At 71.9% G+C, this 19238-nt stretch carries 14 protein-coding genes and 1 riboswitch; of the genes, 11 read left to right on the plus strand and 3 right to left on the minus strand.

Annotated elements, in window-relative coordinates; translation table 11 throughout:
• Nucleotides 1–239 precede the first annotated feature (239 nt).
• The 8 genes from OVA28_RS09220 to OVA28_RS09255 all read left to right on the plus strand — a co-directional run bounded on the left by OVA28_RS09220 (nucleotide 240) and on the right by OVA28_RS09255 (nucleotide 9622).
• The gene (locus OVA28_RS09220) at nucleotides 240–1244 is read left to right on the plus strand and encodes an aldo/keto reductase family protein (protein ID WP_268096709.1); all 1005 of its coding nucleotides are present in this window, start codon (nucleotides 240–242) and stop codon (nucleotides 1242–1244) included.
• Nucleotides 1245–1536: 292 nt separating this feature from the next.
• Nucleotides 1537–2052 carry a GtrA family protein gene (locus OVA28_RS09225; RefSeq protein WP_268096710.1) on the plus strand — a complete coding sequence of 172 codons (516 nt, stop codon included), beginning with the start codon at nucleotides 1537–1539 and terminating at the stop codon, nucleotides 2050–2052.
• A complete protein-coding gene (locus OVA28_RS09230) occupies nucleotides 2049–3587 on the plus strand; it encodes a glycosyltransferase family 2 protein (protein WP_268096711.1) in 1539 nt (512 codons plus the stop codon). Before OVA28_RS09225 ends, OVA28_RS09230 begins: the two co-directional genes overlap by 4 nt.
• A complete protein-coding gene (locus OVA28_RS09235; protein ID WP_268096712.1) occupies nucleotides 3584–5572 on the plus strand; it encodes an ArnT family glycosyltransferase in 1989 nt (662 codons plus the stop codon). Before OVA28_RS09230 ends, OVA28_RS09235 begins: the two co-directional genes overlap by 4 nt.
• Nucleotides 5573–5688: 116 nt before the next feature.
• Complete coding sequence (locus tag OVA28_RS09240; RefSeq protein ID WP_194660657.1) at nucleotides 5689–6519, plus strand: DUF4397 domain-containing protein; 831 nt, start codon at nucleotides 5689–5691, stop codon at nucleotides 6517–6519.
• 166 nt (nucleotides 6520–6685) lie between these two features.
• Nucleotides 6686–7843, plus strand: coding sequence for a glycosyl hydrolase family 8 (locus tag OVA28_RS09245; protein ID WP_268096713.1), 1158 nt, complete (start codon nucleotides 6686–6688; stop codon nucleotides 7841–7843).
• A 200-nt stretch (nucleotides 7844–8043) separates the two neighbouring features.
• The gene (locus tag OVA28_RS09250; protein WP_268096714.1) at nucleotides 8044–8781 is read left to right on the plus strand and encodes a class F sortase; all 738 of its coding nucleotides are present in this window, start codon (nucleotides 8044–8046) and stop codon (nucleotides 8779–8781) included.
• 46 nt (nucleotides 8782–8827) lie between these two features.
• Nucleotides 8828–9622, plus strand: a complete 795-nt coding sequence (locus OVA28_RS09255) for a polyprenol monophosphomannose synthase (protein ID WP_194628957.1) — start codon at nucleotides 8828–8830, stop codon at nucleotides 9620–9622.
• Nucleotides 9623–9743: 121 nt separating this feature from the next.
• Here OVA28_RS09255 and treZ read toward each other — a convergent pair whose 3' ends face one another.
• Genes treZ through glgX form a run of 3 tightly spaced genes read right to left on the minus strand, consistent with a single transcriptional unit; the run spans nucleotide 9744 to nucleotide 16275 of the window.
• A complete protein-coding gene (gene treZ, locus OVA28_RS09260; protein WP_268096715.1) occupies nucleotides 9744–11504 on the minus strand; it encodes a malto-oligosyltrehalose trehalohydrolase in 1761 nt (586 codons plus the stop codon).
• Nucleotides 11501–13990, minus strand: coding sequence for a malto-oligosyltrehalose synthase (gene treY, locus OVA28_RS09265; protein ID WP_268096716.1), 2490 nt, complete (start codon nucleotides 13988–13990; stop codon nucleotides 11501–11503). The genes treZ and treY overlap by 4 nt, the downstream gene beginning before the upstream one ends.
• Nucleotides 13987–16275 carry a glycogen debranching protein GlgX gene (gene glgX / locus OVA28_RS09270; RefSeq protein WP_268096717.1) on the minus strand — a complete coding sequence of 763 codons (2289 nt, stop codon included), beginning with the start codon at nucleotides 16273–16275 and terminating at the stop codon, nucleotides 13987–13989. The genes treY and glgX overlap by 4 nt, the downstream gene beginning before the upstream one ends.
• Before the next feature lie 148 nt (nucleotides 16276–16423).
• Here glgX and OVA28_RS09275 point away from each other — a divergent pair, with 148 nt between their 5' ends.
• The 3 genes from OVA28_RS09275 (at nucleotide 16424) to OVA28_RS09285 (ending at nucleotide 19181) form a co-directional block, all read left to right on the plus strand.
• A complete protein-coding gene (locus tag OVA28_RS09275; protein WP_194628965.1) occupies nucleotides 16424–16744 on the plus strand; it encodes a hypothetical protein in 321 nt (106 codons plus the stop codon).
• Between the two features lie 22 nt (nucleotides 16745–16766).
• Nucleotides 16767–16876, plus strand: a riboswitch (TPP riboswitch).
• A complete protein-coding gene (locus tag OVA28_RS09280) occupies nucleotides 16873–17532 on the plus strand; it encodes an ECF transporter S component (protein WP_268098185.1) in 660 nt (219 codons plus the stop codon). It overlaps the preceding riboswitch by 4 nt.
• Before the next feature lie 2 nt (nucleotides 17533–17534).
• Nucleotides 17535–19181 carry an ABC transporter ATP-binding protein gene (locus OVA28_RS09285; RefSeq protein ID WP_268096718.1) on the plus strand — a complete coding sequence of 549 codons (1647 nt, stop codon included), beginning with the start codon at nucleotides 17535–17537 and terminating at the stop codon, nucleotides 19179–19181.
• The last annotated feature ends 57 nt before the right edge of the window (nucleotides 19182–19238 follow it).

Consider the following 19238-nt stretch of genomic DNA (forward strand, 5'->3'; position numbering starts at 1 on the left):
GGGAGACGCACCCCGCACCCCGCACCCCGCACCCCGCACCCCGCACCCCGCACCCCGCACCCCGCACACCGCCCCACCCGCGCACGCACCCACCCCGCACGCACCCACCCCGCACGCACGCACCCCGCACCCCGCACCCCGCACACCGCACCCCGCTCCGCGCACCCCGCACCCCGCCCCCGCAACCAGGCACCCGCAGGGCCCCGCAGCCCCTCGGTGGAACCACTAACGTCAGAGCCATGGAATTCAGGTACCTGGGCAACTCCGGACTCAAGATCTCCGAGATCACCTACGGCAACTGGCTGACGCACGGCTCGCAGGTCGAGAACGACGTCGCCACCCAGTGCGTGCGGGCAGCGCTCGACGTCGGCATCACGACGTTCGACACCGCCGACACGTACGCCAACACGGCCGCCGAGACCGTCCTCGGCGAAGCGCTCAAGGGGGAGCGCCGGCAGTCCCTCGAGATCCTCACGAAGGTGTACTGGCCGACCGGGCCGATGGGGCACAACGACGTCGGCCTCAGCCGCAAGCACGTCATGGAGTCGATCAACGGCTCGCTCGAGCGTCTGCAGACCGACTACGTCGACCTCTACCAGGCCCACCGCTACGACTACGAGACCCCGCTCGAAGAGACCATGCAGGCCTTCGCGGACGTCGTCCGACAGGGCAAGGCGCTCTACATCGGCGTCAGCGAGTGGACCGCCGAGCAGATCCGCGCGGGTGCCGCCCTGGCGAAGGAGCTCGGCTTCCAGCTCATCTCGAACCAGCCGCAGTACTCGATGCTGTGGCGTGTGATCGAGGGCGAGGTCGTCCCCGCCTCGAAGCAGCTCGGCCTGTCGCAGATCGTCTTCTCGCCGATCGCGCAGGGCGTGCTCACCGGCAAGTACAAGCCCGGTCAGCCGCTCCCCGAGGGCTCCCGCGCCACGGACGAGAAGGGCGGCGCGGACATGATCAAGCGGTACATGCGCGACGACGTCCTCGAGGCCGTCCAGCGCCTGCAGCCCGTCGCCGACCAGGCCGGCATGACGCTGGCCCAGCTCGCGATCGCCTGGACGCTGCAGAACGACAACGTCGCGTCGGCGATCGTCGGCGCGTCGCGTCCGGCGCAGGTCACCGACAACGTGAAGGCGGTGGGGGTGAAGCTCGACGCCGACGCCCTCGCGGCCATCGACGACGCCCTGGGGGACATCCCCGAGCGCGACTCCTCGAAGAGCGTCAGCCCCACGAGCCGCCCCGCGTAAGCGAGCAACACGCAACAAGCAACAAGCAACACGCAACACGCAACACGCAACACGCAACACGCAACAACCTCCGGACGGGAGGCGCGGTGCCAGCTGGCACCGCGCCTCCCGTCCGTCGTTCCCGGGCCGCGTACACGACGCACCGCGTTCCTGCGCAGGAACGTCCGCAATGCGCCGGAACCAGGCCGTCGGACGTACCCCTCGTGAACGGCAGGAGTCCGGGACCTGGCAGACGGCTGGGCAACCGTGTACCCCACCCAAACCACCGAGGCGACACCCCCGAATCGGGGGCATGACCTCGACCGACACCCTCGTTGTGGTGCCACCCGAACGGGTGGTCCCCACCGGCCGTCTGACGCGGCTGATCGCGACCTCGCGGCAGCTGGTGTCCTTCGGCGCCATCGGCGCGTTCTGCTTCCTCGTCGACCTGGGCGTCTACAACCTGCTGCGCATCACGGTCCTCGACGACAAGCCGATCGCGGCGAAGGTGGGGTCCGCCGTGATCTCGACCGTGGTCGCGTGGGTCCTCAACCGGTCCATCACGTTCCGGGCGGAGCGCACCTCCGGACGCCGCGAGACGCTCCGCGAGGGTGCCCTCTTCGCACTCACGAACCTGATCGGCCTCGGCATCGCCGCCGCCTGCCTGTTCGTCTCGCACTACCTGCTCGGTTTCACCAGCACCCTCGCCGACAACGTCGCCGGCAACGGGGTCGGTCTCGTCCTCGGCACCGTGTTCCGGTTCGCCGCGTACAAGGCCCTCGTCTTCCGTTCCCGGGACGCACGTCGCACGAAGGAGCTCACAGAATGACCATGTTGACCACGCTGGTCGCGGCCGCCGGGCCGCTGCTGCAGCCGAACGACCCCACCGGTCCCCGGGGCGACGTCCCGAACCGGGGCACCACCGACGTCCCGACGGGAGGCTCGGGCCAGGCCGCGCAGGCCGCCTGGTCGGTGGGCGAGTGGATCGGCTACTCGGCCCTCGTCGCCATCTCGGTCCTGCTCACGCTGGTCGCGCTGAGCACCCTGTGGTGGATGCTGCACGCGTGGCGCTCCCGCTCGGCGCTGCGCGCCACGAGCTTCAGCCAGACGCCGCGCCCCGCCGCCCACCGCTTCACGCTGCTCGTGCCTGGTCGGCACGAGGAGGAGGTCATGGGGCAGACGCTCGAGATGCTGACCACGCAGGACCACCCCGACTTCGAGATCATCGCGATCGTCGGTGAGGACGACCCGGGCACCGAACGCGTCGTGCGCGAGGCCGCTGCCCGCCACCCCGACCTGATCCGCGTGGTCGTCGACGACACCCTGCCGAAGAACAAGCCCAAGGCGATGAACCTGGCACTGCAGTACGCGACCGGTGACATCGTGGGCGTGTTCGACGCCGAGGACGAGGTCTACCCGCGCCTGCTGAGCCTCGTCGACTCCCGCTTCCAGGAGACCGACGCCGACGTCGTGCAGGGCGGCGTGCAGCTGATGAACTTCCGCTCCAGCTGGTGGTCGCTCCGCAACGTGCTCGAGTACTACTTCTGGTTCCGCTCGCGCCTGCACTTCCACGCCGAGTCGAAGTTCATCCCGCTCGGGGGCAACACCGTCTTCGTGACCAAGGAGCGCCTGGACTGGTCGAACGGCTGGGACGCGCACTGCCTCGCCGAGGACTGCGAGCTCGGCGTCCGCCTGTCGGCCGACAACGCCAAGGTCGTCGTCGCGTACAGCCCCGAGGCGGTCACCCGCGAGGAGACCCCGCCCACCTTCGCGTCGCTCCTGAAGCAGCGCACCCGGTGGAACCAGGGCTTCCTGCAGGTCCTCGGCAAGGGGGAGTGGAAGAAGCTGCCGACGTTCAAGCAGCGCTTCTTCGCCCGGTACCTGCTGACGATGCCGTTCATCCAGGCGGCCACCGGGCTCCTCATCCCGCTCAGCGTGATCATGATCGCGTTCGTCAAGGTCCCGACGGCCATCGCCTTGATCTCCTTCATCCCGCTCGCCCCGACGCTCATGCTCCTGGCGGTCGAGATCGCCGGGCTCGGCGAGTTCGGCCGGCTCTACAAGGAGAAGGTCCGCGTCCGCGACTACGTGAAGCTCGTGCTCGGCCTGGTGCCGTACCAGGTGTTCCTCGCCGCAGCAGCTGTCCGTGCCGTCATCCGCCACTCCCGCGGGCAGAACGGCTGGGAGAAGACCGAGCACACCGGCCAGCACCGCGGAGCGCAGCCCGAGGTCGTGGGCTTCCCGTCCGCGGTGACCGAGCCCGACACCGCGGCACAGCCGCAGACCCAGACGCAGACCCAGCCCGACTCCGAACCCGCCCTCGCCTCCGCAGGGGCCCCCTCGACAGGAGGTGACGACCGATGACCGCCAGCATCACCAACACGACCGGCATCCCGATCCGCGGTGCCAGGTCCTCGTCCGCCGCCGGCACGTGGTTCCGCGTGCACGCCAGGAGCCTCGTCTGGCTCCTCCCCGTCCTGGCCGTCGCCGTGGCCGTGCAGTCCTGGAACATGGGCGGCACCCCGCAGCGCATCGACGACGAGGGCACGTACACCGCCCAGGCGTGGTCGATCACGCACCTCGGCGAGCTCACCCACTACACGTACTGGTACGACCACCCGCCGCTCGGCTGGATCCAGATCGCCGGGTACACGCAGCTGACCGGCGCCTTCGCCCGCTACGCCTTCGCGGTCGAGGCAGCCCGGGAGTCGATGGTGTTCTTCGCCGCCGTCTCCGCGGTGCTCCTCTTCGTGCTGATGCGTCGGCTCGGCGGCTCCCGCCCCGCCGCCGCGGTCGCGGTCCTCGTCTTCGGACTCTCCCCGCTGGCGCTGCAGTACCACCGCACCGTCTACATCGACAACGTCGCGACGCCGTGGCTCCTCGCCGCGTTCGTCCTCGTGCTCAGCCGTCGCCAGCAGCTGGCCGGGTTCGTCGGTGCTGCCGCGTGCCTCGGGATCGCCGTGCTCAGCAAGGAGACCTACCTGCTGGCGCTGCCGTTCCTCATCTGGATGGCCGTCCGTCGGGCCGACCCGAGCACCCGCCGGTACACGCTCAGCGTCGCCGGAGCCGTCCTCGCCGTCATCGGTGGCGGGTACATCCTGCTCGCCGCGGTCAAGGGCGAACTCCTGCCCAGTGCCGGCAAGGTCAGCCTGCTCGAGGGCATCACGTACCAGCTCGGCAGCCGTCAGGCCAGCGGCTCGGTGTTCTCCGGCGGGAGCCTGGCGAACGACGCCGCTGCCCAGTGGTGGGCGCTCGACCCGGTGTTCATCGTGCTCGGCTCCGCCGCCGCCGTCGTGGGGCTGTTCCTGCGCCGGGTCCGCCCGATCGCCGCGATGCTCGTCTTCCTGCTCGCGTTCATGTTCCGCCCGAACGGGTACCTGCCCGTGCCGTACGTGATCATGCTCGTGCCGTTCGCCGCCCTGCTCGTCGCGTTCGTCGGCGAGCGTGCCGTGCTCGCCGTGTCCGGCATCACCGCCTTCCGCCCGAAGAGCCGGCTTCGCGGAGTCAGCCGCCGTGTCCTCGGTGGCACCTGGGCCCTCGTCACCGCCGCCGCCCTGGTCGTCGCGGTCCCGCTCTGGGGATCGCAGCTCCGCGGGTTCCTCATCACCGACCTGGACAAGCCGATGGCACAGGCGGAGAACTGGATCGGCGACAACGTCGACAAGAGCTCCCGGATGCTCGTCGACGACGCCATGTGGGTCGACCTCGTCGACGACGGCTTCGCCCGCGACAACGTGGTCTGGTACTACAAGCTCGACACCGACGGAGCCGTGCAGCGCCAGTCGCCGAACGGCTGGAAGGACTCCGACTACGTCGTCACGACGGACTCGATGCGCACCGGCGGCAACTCGTCGAAGGACGTGCGTGACGCGATCCAGAACTCCACCGTCGTCGCGTCGTTCGGCACCGGCAACCAGATGGTCGACGTCCGCCAGATCCACCCGCAGGGGCAGCAGGCCGCCGACCGGGAGATCACCGCGGCGAGCAACGTCCGCAAGACGCTCGGCACCCAGCTCGCGCAGAACCCCGCACTCCGGGCCGACGCCGGCACGAAGTCGCAGTTCCGCGCCGGCCAGGTCGACTCCCGCGCCATGATCGCCCTCGGGCAGGTGCTCGCCGACCGCTTCGTGCAGGTCGACCGCTTCACCCCGCTCACCGGCGAGGAGGGCCGCTCGTTCCGACGGGTCGTCCTGCACACCGCCAGCCCGACCGCCGCCGTGAACACCGAGAAGACCCTCGACGCCCTGGCGAAGGACTACCGCGCCGAGTCGGTCGAACGCGACGGCGACACCCTGACCGTCACCTGGTCGCCCATGGACCCGACGACGACCGCCGTCACCGCGTCCTGACCGCGCCGCCCGGCCAGCGCCGACCCTGCCGCTGGCCACCCCGACCGCACGACCAGCACCCGCACCACGATCGCCCTGATCGCACCAGCACCGCCCCGACCCGAAGGAGCACCATCATGACCGCCTCCCTCCGCACCCCTCGCCGCCGCATCGTCGTCGTCGGCGCCCTCGCCGCGACCCTCGTCGCCGCGACCGTCGGCCTCGCCCCGCAGACCGCCAGCGCCGCCACCGCCGCCCCGCAGGACGGCTGGCTCCGCGTCGGGCACCTCTCGCCGGACACGAAGGGCGTCGACGTCGAACTGTCGAGCCTGGCCGGCGGCAAGACCGTCTTCGAGCTCGACGACGTGACCTACGGCCAGGTCAGCCCCTACAAGGAGCTGCCGACCGGCACCTACGTGCTCTCGATGCGGGCCTCCGACGCACCCGACTCCACCCCGGTCATCTCCACCGACGTCACCGTGCAGGGCGGCAACGCCAGCACCGTCGTGGCCTACGGCAAGAACACCTCGCTGAAGACCGCCGCGTTCACCGACGACCTGCAGCAGCCCGGCGACGGCAAGGCCAAGCTCCGGCTCGTCCAGGCCGCCACCACGGCCAAGACGGTCGACGTCAGCACCTCCGAGGGCACCGCGATCGCCTCCGACGCGAAGTTCGGCACCGCGACGAAGTACGCCACGGTCGGCGCCGGCAAGTGGAACCTCGACCTCAGCGGCGGTGGACAGGTCGGCAGCGCCGACGTGGACCTCGCCGGCAACACCGTCTCCACCCTGTTCGTCCTCGACGACAGCAAGGGCGACCTCACGGTCGTGCCCGTCACCGACGCGGCCGCGACCGCGCAGACCCCGGCCGGCGGCGTGCAGACCGGCGGCGGCGGCACGGCCGCCGAGCGCCCCTCCACCGACGCGTTCCACGCCCTCGTCCGCACGATCCGCGGCCTCTTCAACTGACCGTCGCCTGACCGGCGGTCGTCCCGCCTGATCGGAGGATGTCCCGTCCGGTCGGCGGTCGTCCCGCCCGACCCGGACTGGAGGCCCGCCCCACGTGCGCCGATCCGCGCACCTGGTCCGAGCCTCCAGTCCGCACGCCCCACCCACCAGCAGAGAGCGAGCCAGCATGACCCGCAGGAACTGGATCCCCGTCACCGCCGTGGCGCTCGCCGCGGTCCTCGTCGCCGGCGGCATCGCCGTCGCCGCGGTCCGACCGTGGTCCGACCGCGCACCGGACGCCGGCGGCGTCTCGACGCCCACCTCGACCACCGCCCCCGACGGCACCCGCACCCCGGCGCAGCTGCGCACCGCGTTCCTCGACCGGTACGTCGAGGACGGCCGCGTCGTCCGCAAGGACCAGGGCAACGACACCGTCAGCGAGGGGCAGGCCTACGGGCTGCTCATCGCCTACGCCGCTGGTGACCGCGACCGCTTCGGCGACATCTGGTCGTGGACCAAGCGCCACCTGCTCACCGACGACCAGCTGCTCGCCTGGCGCTGGACCCCGGACGGTGGCGTCTCGGACGCACAGTCCGCGAGCGACGCCGACCTCGACACCGCCAGGGCCCTCGTGCTCGCGGGCGACGCCTGGGACGACGAGCGCTACACCGCCGCCGGCAAGCGGATGGCCGCGGCCGTGCTCGACCACGAGACGGCCAGGACGGACCTCGGGCTGATCCTGCTCCCGGGACCGTGGGCCGACTCCGAGCCGTACCGGTACAACGCCTCCTACGCCTCACCGGCCGCCTACCGGGTGCTCGCCGCCGCGACGCAGGACGACCGCTGGAAGGAGCTCGAGACGAGCTCCACCGCGGTGACCCGTGCCGTGCTCGAGAAGTCCGACCTGCCGAGCGACTGGTCGCAGGTGCACGCCGACGGCACCGTCGACCCGATGCCCGCCACCGGGGACGACGCCCGGGTGCTCTACGGGTACGACGCCATGCGGATGCCGCTGCGCTACGCCGAGGCCTGCACGGCTCCCGACCGGGCGCTCGCCGCGTCGGTCGCGCCCACGCTCCGCCGGACGACGCAGCTCGCCGCGCAGCTCGACCTCGGCGGTACGGCCGTCACTGGGGACCGGAGCGCGCTGGCGTACGCGGCGCGAGCCGCTGCGGAGCAGGCGGCAGGGGCGACCGGTGCCGCGCGGGCCGACCTGGAGCGTGCTGACCGGACCTCGGCCACGACGCCGACCTACTACGGGGACGCGTGGGCAGCGCTCGGCGCGACCATGTTGACGTCGGACGTGCTCGGCGGCTGCGCGACCGCGGGCGGGGGTGCGTCGTGAGCGGGGAGCGCGGGCGGCGGTCGGCCGGGCGCGGCGGCGCTGGCGCTGGCGCGGCTGGTGGCGCTGGCCCGGCCGGCGGCGGCGGCGCGGCTGGTGGCGCTGGCCCGGCTGGTGGCGCTGGCGCGGCTGGTGGCGCTGGCGCGGCTGGTGGCGGCGAGTCTCGCTCTGGCGGACATGCTGCGGCTGCCGGAGCCCGCACGGTGTCCCTGGCGGCGAGACTCGGACGGCGCTGGGTCGTCGTCGGGACCGCGGCGGCCGTCGTGGTGGCGGCGGGAGCCGTGGCGACCGGGGTGGCCGTGGCCGTCGGGGACCGTGACGGTGCCGCCGTCCCGATCAGCTCGGCGTCGTCGAGCGCCGGTGGCGCTGCCGGTGCTGCCGGTTCCGCGGCTGCTGGTTCCACGGCTGGTTCCACGTCCGGTTCCGCGGCAGCCGGGAGCGGCGACCGGGACATCACCGGGTTCCAGGACCCGGCCGCTCCCGAAGCCCGCTCCGACGCCACCCCGACCCGGGTGACGATCCCGGCCATCGGGGTCGACGCCTCGCTCGAGGACCTGCACCGCGGCGCCGCCGGCGAGCTCGACCCGCCGAAGGGGTGGGACAACGCCGGCTGGTTCAGCGACGGCATCGTCCCCGGGCAGGTCGGTCCGTCGGTCATCGCCGGGCACGTCGACAGCCCCACCAGCGCCGCCGTGTTCTTCCGGCTCGACGAGCTGGTTGCCGGAGACCAGGTCCACGTCGCCATGACGGACGGCAGCAGCCGCACCTTCACCGTCGAGAAGACCGAACGAGCGTCGAAGTCGGCCTTCCCGACGAGCGACGTGTACGGCACCACCCCCACGCCCACGCTGCGGCTCATCACGTGCGACGGCACGTTCGACACGGCAACCGGGCACTACACCGACAATCTGATCGTCTTCGCAGACCTGTCGGACGGGTGAACCAGCACCCGACCGATATGTTCGATCGAACCATCCGAGGAGCACCATGAGCGACACCCTGGTCATCATCCCGACCTACGACGAAGCGGAGAACGTCCGCCCCATCGTCGAGCGCACCCTCGCCGCGACCGACGACCACGTCCACGTGCTCGTCGTCGACGACAACTCGCCCGACGGCACCGGTGACATCGCCGACGCGATCGCCCGCGAGACCGACCGGGTGCACGTGCTGCACCGGACGGTGAAGGACGGCCTCGGCGGCGCCTACCTGAGCGGCTTCGCCTGGGGGCTCGAGCAGGGCTACGACAAGCTCGTGGAGATGGACGCCGACGGCTCCCACCACCCCGAGTACCTGCCGTGGCTGATCGAGCTCGCGGACTCGAACGACCTGGTCCTCGGCTCTCGATGGATCAAGGGCGGCGAGGTCGAGAACTGGCCCTGGTACCGCGAGCTGCTCTCCCGCGGCGGCAACCTGTACACGCGACTGGCCCTCGGCATCGCGGTGCGGGACGCCACCGGTGGGTTCCGGGTCTTCACGGCCGACGCGCTCCGGCGGATCGACCTGGCGGGCATCGCCTCGAAGGGGTACTGCTTCCAGGTCGACCTGTGCTGGCGGGCGCTCGAGGCCGGGCTCCGCATCGTCGAGACCCCCATCACGTTCACCGAGCGGGAGTTCGGCGTCTCGAAGATGAGCGGGAACATCGTCCGCGAGAGCCTGACCCTGGTGACGAAGTGGGGCATCGACCGCCGTGTGCGGGAGGTCCGTGCCCTGGTCCGGGACCACCACCCGCTGCCGTCGGTGCGGCGGAACGCGCACGCGGTGTCGAACCCGATCAACTGAGCACGCGAGTGGGCGCGGGCGGCGGAGGTCCGTGCCGCTGCTCCCGCTCGCTCTTCGGGACGTGACGATGCCCGGCCGGGTTCCCCCGGCCGGGCATCGTCGTGTGGTGCTGGTGTCGGCCCTAGCGCAGGACGACCACGCCGCGACCGTCGAACTGCACGGAGGCCGTGCCGTCCGGCACGGTGACGTCGCCGAACGCGTAGAGGACCTCCCCGGTGGTGTCCGGGACAGGGACCTCGGCGGTGCCGTCCGCCAGGTGGACGACCACGTGCACGGGGGCGGCCGTCGGACCGAGCAGCCCGCGCGTCAGCACGAGCCAGCGGCCGTCCTCGCTGAAGCGGACCGCGTTGGCCTCGTACCGGTGGTCGACGAAGGCCTCGTCCGTCCGACGCAGCGCGACGAGCACCCGGTAGGCCCGCAGGATCGCCGTCCCGCGCTCCGACGTGGTGTCGGCCCAGTCCAGCTTCGAGTTCTGGAACGTCGACGGGTCCTGCGGGTCGGGCACGGTGGACTCGTCCCAGCCGTGCTGCGCGAACTCCTTGATGCGCCCCTCGGCGGTGACCTTGCCGAGCTCCGGCTCGGGGTGCGAGGTGAAGAACTGCCACGGCGTCGACGCCGCGAACTCCTCGCCCATGAACAGCATCGGCGTGAACGGGCCGAGCAGGGTCAGGGCCGCGGCGATGACGAGCCCTTCGTCCGACACCGTCGCTGCCAGGCGGTCGCCGGCGGCGCGGTTGCCGATCTGGTCGTGGTTCTGGTTCGCGACGACGAGCGCGGTCGTGGGGGAGGTGCCACGGTCGATGGGTCGCCCGTGCCGCCCGCCACGGAACGAGGACCACGTGCCGTCGTGGAAGAACCCGGACTCGAGCACCTTCGCGAGTGCCGACAGCGGGGCGAAGTCGGCGTAGTAGCCGTTCGTCTCCCCGGTGACGGCGACGTGCACCGCGTGGTGGAAGTCGTCGGACCACTGGCCGGCGAGCCCGTACCCGGCAGCCTCGCGCGGCCGGAACATCACCGGGTCGTTGAGGTCCGACTCCGCGATGAGCGACAGCGGACGCCCGACGAAGGCCGAGAAGGCGTCGGTCTCGCTCGCCATGTCCGCGAGGACGTGCGGGCGCGAGGTGTCGCGGATGGCGTGCACGGCGTCGAGCCGGAGCCCGTCGACGTGGTGGTCCCGGAACCACATGCGCACGTTGTCGAGCACGAAGCGACGCACTTCGGGGTCCTCGACGTTGACCGAGTCGCCCCAGGTGTTCGCCAGCCCCTGCACCAGGTACGGGCCGTAGAGCGGCAGGTAGTTGCCGCTGGGGCCGAGGTGGTTGTAGACGACGTCCTGGATGACGCCGAGGCCGAGCGCGTGCGCGGTGTCGACGAAGCGGTCGTAGGCGTCCGGTCCACCGTACGGGGCGTGCACGGCGTACCAGGCGACCCCGTCGTAGCCCCAGTTCCACTCGCCGTTGACGCCGTTGACCGGCAGCAGCTCGACGAACTCCACGCCGAGCTCGACCAGGTGGTCGAGCTTGGCGGCAGCGGCGTCGAGCGTGCCCTCGGGCGTGAACGTGCCGACGTGCATCTCGTAGACCACGGCGCCGCGCGCGGGGCGACCGGTCCAGCTCTCGTCCGTCCAGGCGAAACGCTCGGGGTCGACGACCTCGGACGGGCCGTGGACGCCCTCGGGCTGGAACCGGCTGCGCGGGTCCGGGCGGACCGCGTCGTCGTCGTCGATGCGGAACCCGTAGCGGGCGCCGACGACCGGCATCACCGCGTCGGTGCCCCACCAGTCGTCAGAACCGCGCTCGAGCGGGTACTCGGTGCCGTCGACGACCAGGCGCACGCGCTCCGGCTTCGGCGCCCAGACGGCGTAGCGGGCAGGTTCGGTCATGCGTGACCCTCCAGGATGTCGATGTCGGCCTGCGCGTCGGTCTCGCAGGATGCGTCGGTCGTGGTGGTTGCGGCGGCGGGGTCGGCTGCGGTCGGAGCGGCCGGCCGGGAGGCCCCGCTCGCGTCGGTCGCGGTCGTCCCGTCCGCCGTGTGCCCGGTCGTGCCGGCGACGTCCGCCGGGACGAGCAGGGCCACCGGGTAGGTGCTCAGCAGGTCGGCCACGGCGATGCCACGGTCCGCCGGCACGGCGCGCCCGGTCAGCAGGTCGACGCGGTCGAGGGGGACCGGGTGCACGAGCGTGTCGCCCCAGCCGCCGACCTGCTCGAGTCCGAGGGGCAGTCGCGTGGCGATGGTGACGGCGCCGCCGCGGTCGAACGCCAGCACGTGGTCCGCCGCGCTGCCGGTGGCCTCGAGCTGCAGGTACCGCGTGAAGAGCTCGGGGTGGTCACGCCGCAGCCGCAGTGCCCGGCTGGTGACGAGGAGCTTGACGCGGGCGTCGAGCCCGATCGCCGGGAGCTGCTCGGGGCCGTCGTCGTCGGGACCGTCGAGCGCAGCCAGTGCGTGTCGACGTTCGGTGTAGTCCACCGCGCGGCGGTTGTCGGGGTCGACGAGGGAACGGTCCCAGCCCTCGGTGCCCTGGTAGACGTCGGGCACGCCGGGTGCGGTGAGCTGGACGAGCTTGACCGACAGACCGTTCGACCAGCCCGCGGCGGTGATCCGCTCGTCGAGGGCGTCGAGGAGCGCCACCACGGCGGGGTCGTCGAACGCGGCGTCGACGAGGGCGTGCATCTGCCCCTCGAAGGCCTCGTCCGGCTCGGTCCACGTCGTGCTGTTGCCGGCTTCCCGCGACGCCTTCTCGGCGTACGCGTGCAGTCGCTCGCGGGACGCCGGGCGGGCGCCGACGATGGCCTGCCAGAGCAGGTCGGCGAAGACGGTGTCCTCGAGCGGTGCCAGGGCCTGGAGCTGCTGGAACGTCGCGTTCCACTCCTCCCCGAGCTCGGACAGGACCGCGATGCGGGCGCGGGTGTCCTCGCTCCGCTTGGTGTCGTGGGTCGTCAGGGTCGTCATCGTGTGCGGCCAGCTCGCGAGGCGCTCGCGTTGCGCGACGTGGAACTCGTCGGTGGTCACGGCGAAGACGCTCGGGTCGCCGCCGACCTCGCTCAGGGACGACAGGCGGGACACCCGGTAGAAGGCGGTGTCCTCGACGCCCTTGGCCATCACCATGCCGCTGGTCTGCTGGAGCCGGAGCGCCGCGGGGTGCGTCGGGTCGACCAGGGCCGGGGCGATGCGGTCGATGACGTCGTCGAGGTCCGGACGGGCCTCGGCCGCACGCTCGAGCGCGGTGACCAGGTGGTGGACGCCCTCGGGCAGGTACGTGCGGTAGACGTCGAACGAGGCCACGATCTCGGCCACGGCGTCGACCACGCGCTCGTGCGGGAGTCCGTCGGTCTCGGCGACGAGGATGCGGGCGAGCCGGGCGACCTCGCTGCCGAGGATGCCGTCGGCGATGCCACGGCGGGTGTCGTGCGTCAGGGCCTGCCAGTCGTGCGGCTCGGACCCGGAGGTCGCGCTGAGCGCCTCGGCGCCCGACGGGTCGACGAACACGCGGTCGACCACGCCGAGGGCGTCGTAGCCGGTGGTGCCGTCGACGGGCCACGAGGACGGCAGCTGCTCACCGGGTTCGAGGATCTTCTCCACGAGCGTGTAGGCGCCGCCCGTCAGGTCGTGCAGGTCCTGCAGGTACCCGGCGGGGTCGAAGAGCCCGTCCGGGTGGTCGATGCGCAGCCCGTCGACGAGGCCGTCGCGGAACCAGGCCGCGACGAGTTCGTGCGAGGCGTCGAAGAACTCCTGGTCCTCGACCCGGATGCCGGCGAGGGTGTTGACCGCGAAGAACCGTCGGTAGTTCAGCTCGTGGTCCGCACGCTTCCAGTGCACGAACTCGTAGCGCTGCCGCGCGTGCACGGTCTCGACGTCGTCGCCGTTCTGGACCGTGCCGGGCGCGGTGGGGTAGGCGGTCTCGCCGACCAGCAGCCGGTCACCCTGCAGCACGACGGCGTCGAGCAGGCGGTCGTCGAGCACCGGGATGCGGAGCTTGCCGTCGCCCGCGTCCCAGTCCACGTCGAAGGCGGCGGCGTACGGGGAGTCCTTGCCGTGCTCGAGCAGGGACCACCACCACGGGTTGACCTCCGGGGTGGCGACGCCGACGTGGTTCGGGACGATGTCAACGAGCACGCCGAGACCGGCCGCGTGGGCGGCTTCGGCGACCGCCCGGAAGGCGTCGTCCCCGCCGCGCTGCGAGTCCACGTGCGAGTGGTCCACGACGTCGTACCCGTGGTCGGAGCCCGGCTCTGCCTGGAGCACGGGGGAGAGGTAGACCCAGTCGGCGCCGAGGTCGCGGACGTAGTCGACGACGTCCTTCGCGGCGGTGAGGTCGAAGTCGGGCGAGACCTGGAGCCGGTAGGTCGAGGTCGGGATCCGGCGGTTCATCGGGAGGTTCCGTTCGGGTTGGGGTCGTTCGAGGAGGGGCCGGTCGTTCCGCGGGCGGGCGCGGTGCCGCTCGGTGCGTGCGAGCCGGCCGGGTTCACCGGGCTGACGGCGTCCTGCGGTGCGTCGGGGCCTGGCGCGGCTGCGTCCTGGACCTCCACCGGGGTGGTCGTGACCACGTGGTCGGGCTCGGCGCGGAGCACGATCATCGAGCGCGCCGGCACGTCGAGGGGGGACCCGGCGTCGAGCACCTCGTCGCGGGCGCCCGGAGCGGCGGTGTCGATCCGGACCGTCCAGCCCGGGGAGTACTCCTCCGGGGGCAGGGTGAAGGTCACGGTGTCGTCGTGCGCGTTGAAGTACGTGATGAACGCCACGTCGGTGACCCGGTCACCGCGGGAGTCACGTCCGCGGATGCCGTCGCCGTTGAGGTACATGCCGACGCTCTTGCCGAAGCCGGAGTCCCAGTCCTCGGGCTCCATGGCCTCGCCGGACGGGGTCAGCCAGACCACGTCGGGCAGGGGCTCGTCCTGACCACGGCGGACCGGGCGCCCGTTGAAGTAGCGCGTGCGACGGAAGGTCGGGTGGTCGTGCCGGAGCTTCACGACGTCGGCCGTGAACTGCACGAGGTCGTCGTCCGCCGCGGCCCAGTCGATCCAGCTCAGCTCGGAGTCCTGCGCGTAGACGTTGTTGTTGCCGTGCTGGGTGCGCCCGAGCTCGTCGCCGTGCGCGATCATCGGCACGCCCTGGCTGAGCAGCAGCGTCGCGAGGAAGTTCCGGCGACGCTGCACCCGCAGCGCGTTCACGGACTCGTCGTCCGTCGGGCCCTCTTCCCCGGAGTTCCAGGACCGGTTGTGGCTCTCGCCGTCGTTGTTGTCCTCGCCGTTGGCGTCGTTGTGCTTCTCGTTGTAGGCCACCAGGTCGTACAGCGTGAAGCCGTCGTGCGCCGTGATGAAGTTGATGCTGGCCTTGGGCGTCCGGCCGTCGTGCTCGTAGAGGTCAGCCGACCCGGAGATCCGCGACGCGAACTCGCCGAGGGTCGAGGGCTCGCCCCGCCAGAAGTCCCGCACGGTGTCGCGGTACTTGCCGTTCCACTCCGACCACTGCGGCGGGAAGTTGCCGACCTGGTAGCCGCCGGGGCCGACGTCCCAGGGTTCGGCGATGAGCTTCACCTGCGACACGATCGGGTCCTGCTGGACGAGCTCGAAGAAGGCCGACAGGCGGTCCACCTCGTAGAACTCCCGCGCGAGCGCCGCGGCCAGGTCGAAGCGGAAGCCGTCGACGTGCATCTCGGTCACCCAGTAGCGCAGCGAGTCCATGATGAGCTGCAGCGAGTGCGGGTGGCCGACGTTGAGCGAGTTGCCGGTGCCCGTCACGTCCATGTAGTACCGCTTGTCGTCGTCCATCAGCCGGTAGTACGCGGCGTTGTCGATCCCGCGGAACGACAGCGTCGGGCCGAGGTGGTTGCCCTCTGCCGTGTGGTTGTAGACGACGTCGATGACGACCTCGATGCCGGCACGGTGGAGCTCGCGCACCATCGTCTTGAACTCCTGCACCTGCTGTCCGCCGTCGCCCGAGGACGAGTAGTGCGAGTGCGGCGCGAAGAACCCGATGGTGTTGTAGCCCCAGTAGTTCGACAGCCCCTTGTCCTGCAGGGTCGAGTCGTTGACGAACTGGTGCACGGGCATGAGCTCGAGCGTCGTCACGCCCAGCCGCTTGAGGTGCTCGATGACGGCCGGGTGCGAGACGCCGGCGTAGGTGCCGCGCTGCTCCTCGGGCACGTCGGGGTGCGTCTGCGTGAGGCCCTTGACGTGGGCCTCGTAGATGACGGTCTCGCCGTAGGGGGTCCGCGGAGCGCGGTCGCCCTGCCAGTCGAAGAAGGGGTTGATCACGACGCCCTTCACCATGTGCGACGCGGAGTCCTCGTCGTTGGTGGAGTCCGGGTCGCCGAACGTGTAGGAGAACAGCGACTGGTCCCAGTCGATGTCACCGCTCGTCGCCTTGGCGTACGGGTCGAGGAGCAGCTTCGCCGGGTTCGAGCGGACGCCGTTCGCCGGGTCGTACGGGGCGTGGACGCGGAAGCCGTACCGCTGTCCCGGGCCGATGTTGGGCAGGTACGCGTGCCAGACGTAGGCGTCGACCTCGACGAGGGGGACGCACTCCTCGGTGCCGTCCTCGTCGAAGAGGCAGAGCTCCACGCGGTCGGCCACCTCGCTGAACAGGGCGAAGTTCGTCCCGCTGCCGTCGTAGGTCGCGCCGAGCGGGTAGGGGTTGCCGGGCCAGGTGTGCAAACGTTCCTCCGTAGGTGGTTGCAGCAAACGTATCGGCGGGTCCCTGTGCTGTCCGCCGTGCCGGAGCCGTCAGTGGACAGCGTCCGGGCGTGCTCCGGGGTGTGGACAGCACGCGCGGTCGCCAGGACCGCGGGAGTAGCCTCGCGCCATGACCAACATCGTCACGCAGATCGCAGACAAGGTCCGCCCCGTCGGGGTCTCCACGAACTACGGGGACCCGGTGGAGGTCGGCGACCAGACCCTCATCCCGGTGTCCGTCGGCTGGTTCGGCTTCGGGGGCGGCGGCGACGACCAGAACGGTGGCGGCGGTGGCGGCGGGGCGACCCTCCCCGTCGGCGCGTACGTGCGTCGTCCCGGCAAGGACCTGGAGTTCGAGCCCAACCTCATCTCCCTGCTGGTCGTCAGCATCCCCGTCATCTGGGTGACCGGCACCGTCCTCCGCAAGCTCATCCGCGTCCTCAAGAAGTAGGGCTCCGAAGCAGTACACTGCTGGGACACACACGGGAGTCCGGGATCGCCGGGCTGAGAGGGAGCGAGCAGCGCTCCGACCGTCGAACCTGATCCGGGTCATGCCGGCGCAGGGAGGAGTCTCGAATGATGCCGTCCGGCACGCCCACCACCACCACCGCCCACTCGACGGCGGCGACGTCCGCGCCCAGGCGCTCCCTGCGCTGGCGGGTCGTCGACATCGTCGTCGCGAGTGTGCTCGCCGTCGCTGTCGGCGTCGTGTTCAAGCTCTGGGAGTTCGGCTACGAGCCGCTCTCCGCCGCGGTCGCGCTCCTGCTGCCCGGCACCCAGGCACTGTTCGGCGGGGTCTGGCTCCTCGCCGGGCCGATCGTCGCGATCATCGTGCGGAAGCCCGGTGCCGCGCTGTACGCCGAGATCGTCGCCGCGAGCGTCGAGGCCCTCCTCGGCACGCAGTGGGGGTGGAGCACGCTCGAGGCCGGCCTCGTCCAGGGCCTCGGCGCTGAGCTCGTCCTCGCGCTCTTCCTGTACCGCGTGTACCGCCTGCCGGTCGTGGTCCTCGCGGGCGCTGCCGCCGGCCTCGCGCTGGGCATCAACGACTCGGTCCTCTGGTACGCGGGTCTCGACGGCGCCTTCAAGGCGGTCTACATCGTCTGCGGCACCATCTCCGGCGCCGTGATCGCCGGCCTCGGCTCCTGGCTCGTCGTCCGGGCACTCGCCCGCACCGGCGTGCTGTCGTCCTTCGCGGTGGGCCGCGAGCACGCCAAGCGCCGTCCGTCGTCGGCAGCCTGAGCATGGCGGGCGCCCACCCCGCCCGGATCGAGTTCCGCGACTGGGGCTGGCGGTACGCCGAGCGTGACACCTGGGCCGTCCGCGGCGTCGACCTGGTCGTCGAGCCGGGGGAGCGCGTGGCCGTCGTCGGGCCGTCCGGCGCCGGCAAGTCCACGCTCCTCCGGGCCGTCGCAGCGGTCCTGCCCGACGAACCCGACCCCGACGACGACACCGCGGCCGAGGTCCGGGGCAGCGTGCTCGTCGACGGTACCCCGCCCGAGTCCGTCCGCGGCCGGGTCGGCCTCGTCATGCAGGACCCGGAGGCGCACACCGTCATGTCCCGCATCGGCGACGACGTGGCGTTCGGGTGCGAGAACACCGGGGTTCCACGCGCTGAGACGTGGGAGCGCGTCCGTTCCGCGCTGGACGTCGTCGGGCTCGACCTCGAGCTCGACCGGTCCACGACGATGCTCTCCGGCGGTCAGCGGCAGCGACTCGCGCTCGCCGGGGTGCTCGCGATGCGACCGGGCGCCCTGGTGCTCGACGAGCCGTGCGCGAACCTCGACCCGGACGGTGTGGAGCAGGTGCACGACGCGGTCCGGGCCCTCCTCGAGGACACCGGCGCCACGCTCCTGGTCGTCGAACACCGGATCGGCACGTGGCTCGACCTGGTCGACCGACTGGTGCTGCTCGAACCCGCCGGCGGTGTCGTCGCGGACGGCACCCCTGCCGAGGTGCTCCGGACCCACGGCGACGCCCTGACCGCCGCCGGCGTGTGGGTCCCCGGCTCCGAACCCGCCAGGGGCTCCGCCCGCCGCCCCCTTCTCACTCCAGAACGAGCGGGCGAAATGCCAGCGCATGATGAGCCACCCACCCCGGCATCCCGCCCGCTCGACCAGGACACGCTCCTCCGCGCCGAGCGCCTCGCCACCGCCCGCGGACGCCGCCAGCGCGTCGGCACGGGCATCGACCTCACCGTCACCCGCGGCCAGGTCCTCGCCGTCACCGGCCCGAACGGCGTCGGCAAGTCCACGCTCGGCCTGACGCTCGCCGGGCTCCTCCGCCCCGCCGACGGCACGCTCCTCGCCACCGAGGCCCTGTCGGACGGAGCCGGACCAGCACCCCACGCCTGGACCAGCCGCGCCCTCGCCGCGCGGATCGGCACCGTGTTCCAGGACCCCGAGCACCAGTTCGTCGCCCGCACCGTGCGCGCCGAGCTCGAGGCCGGCCCCTGCGCCCTCGGCCTCCCCGACGCTGCGGCCCGCGCCGACGACCTGCTCGACGCCTTCGCTCTCCGACACCTGGCGGACGCCAACCCCTTCACGCTGTCCGGCGGCGAGCAGCGTCGCCTCGCGATCGGCACCGTCGTCGCCACCCGCCCGCCGGTCGTGGTGCTCGACGAACCGACCTCCGGGCAGGACCGCGCCACCTGGCAGGCCGTCGTCGACCGTCTCGGTGCCCTCGCCGACAGCGGCACCGCGATCGTCGCGGTCACCCACGACCGTGACCTGGTCCGCGCGCTCGACGCGGACGAGGTCGTCCTCACCCCGACCGGCGCGCGACACGCACACGACGACACGGGCGTACCGGACGAGACGGGTGCACCAGGCGAGCCAGGCGCGCCAGGCGCACCAGGCGAGACGGACGCGACCACGGGAGGCGCGTGGTGACCGCCCCGACGACGCCAGCGTCCCCGTCGTGGCGAGGCGAGCCTCCCGTCCGGCGTG

This window comes from Curtobacterium sp. SL109 (assembly GCF_026672405.1).
GTDB lineage: Bacteria > Actinomycetota > Actinomycetes > Actinomycetales > Microbacteriaceae > Curtobacterium.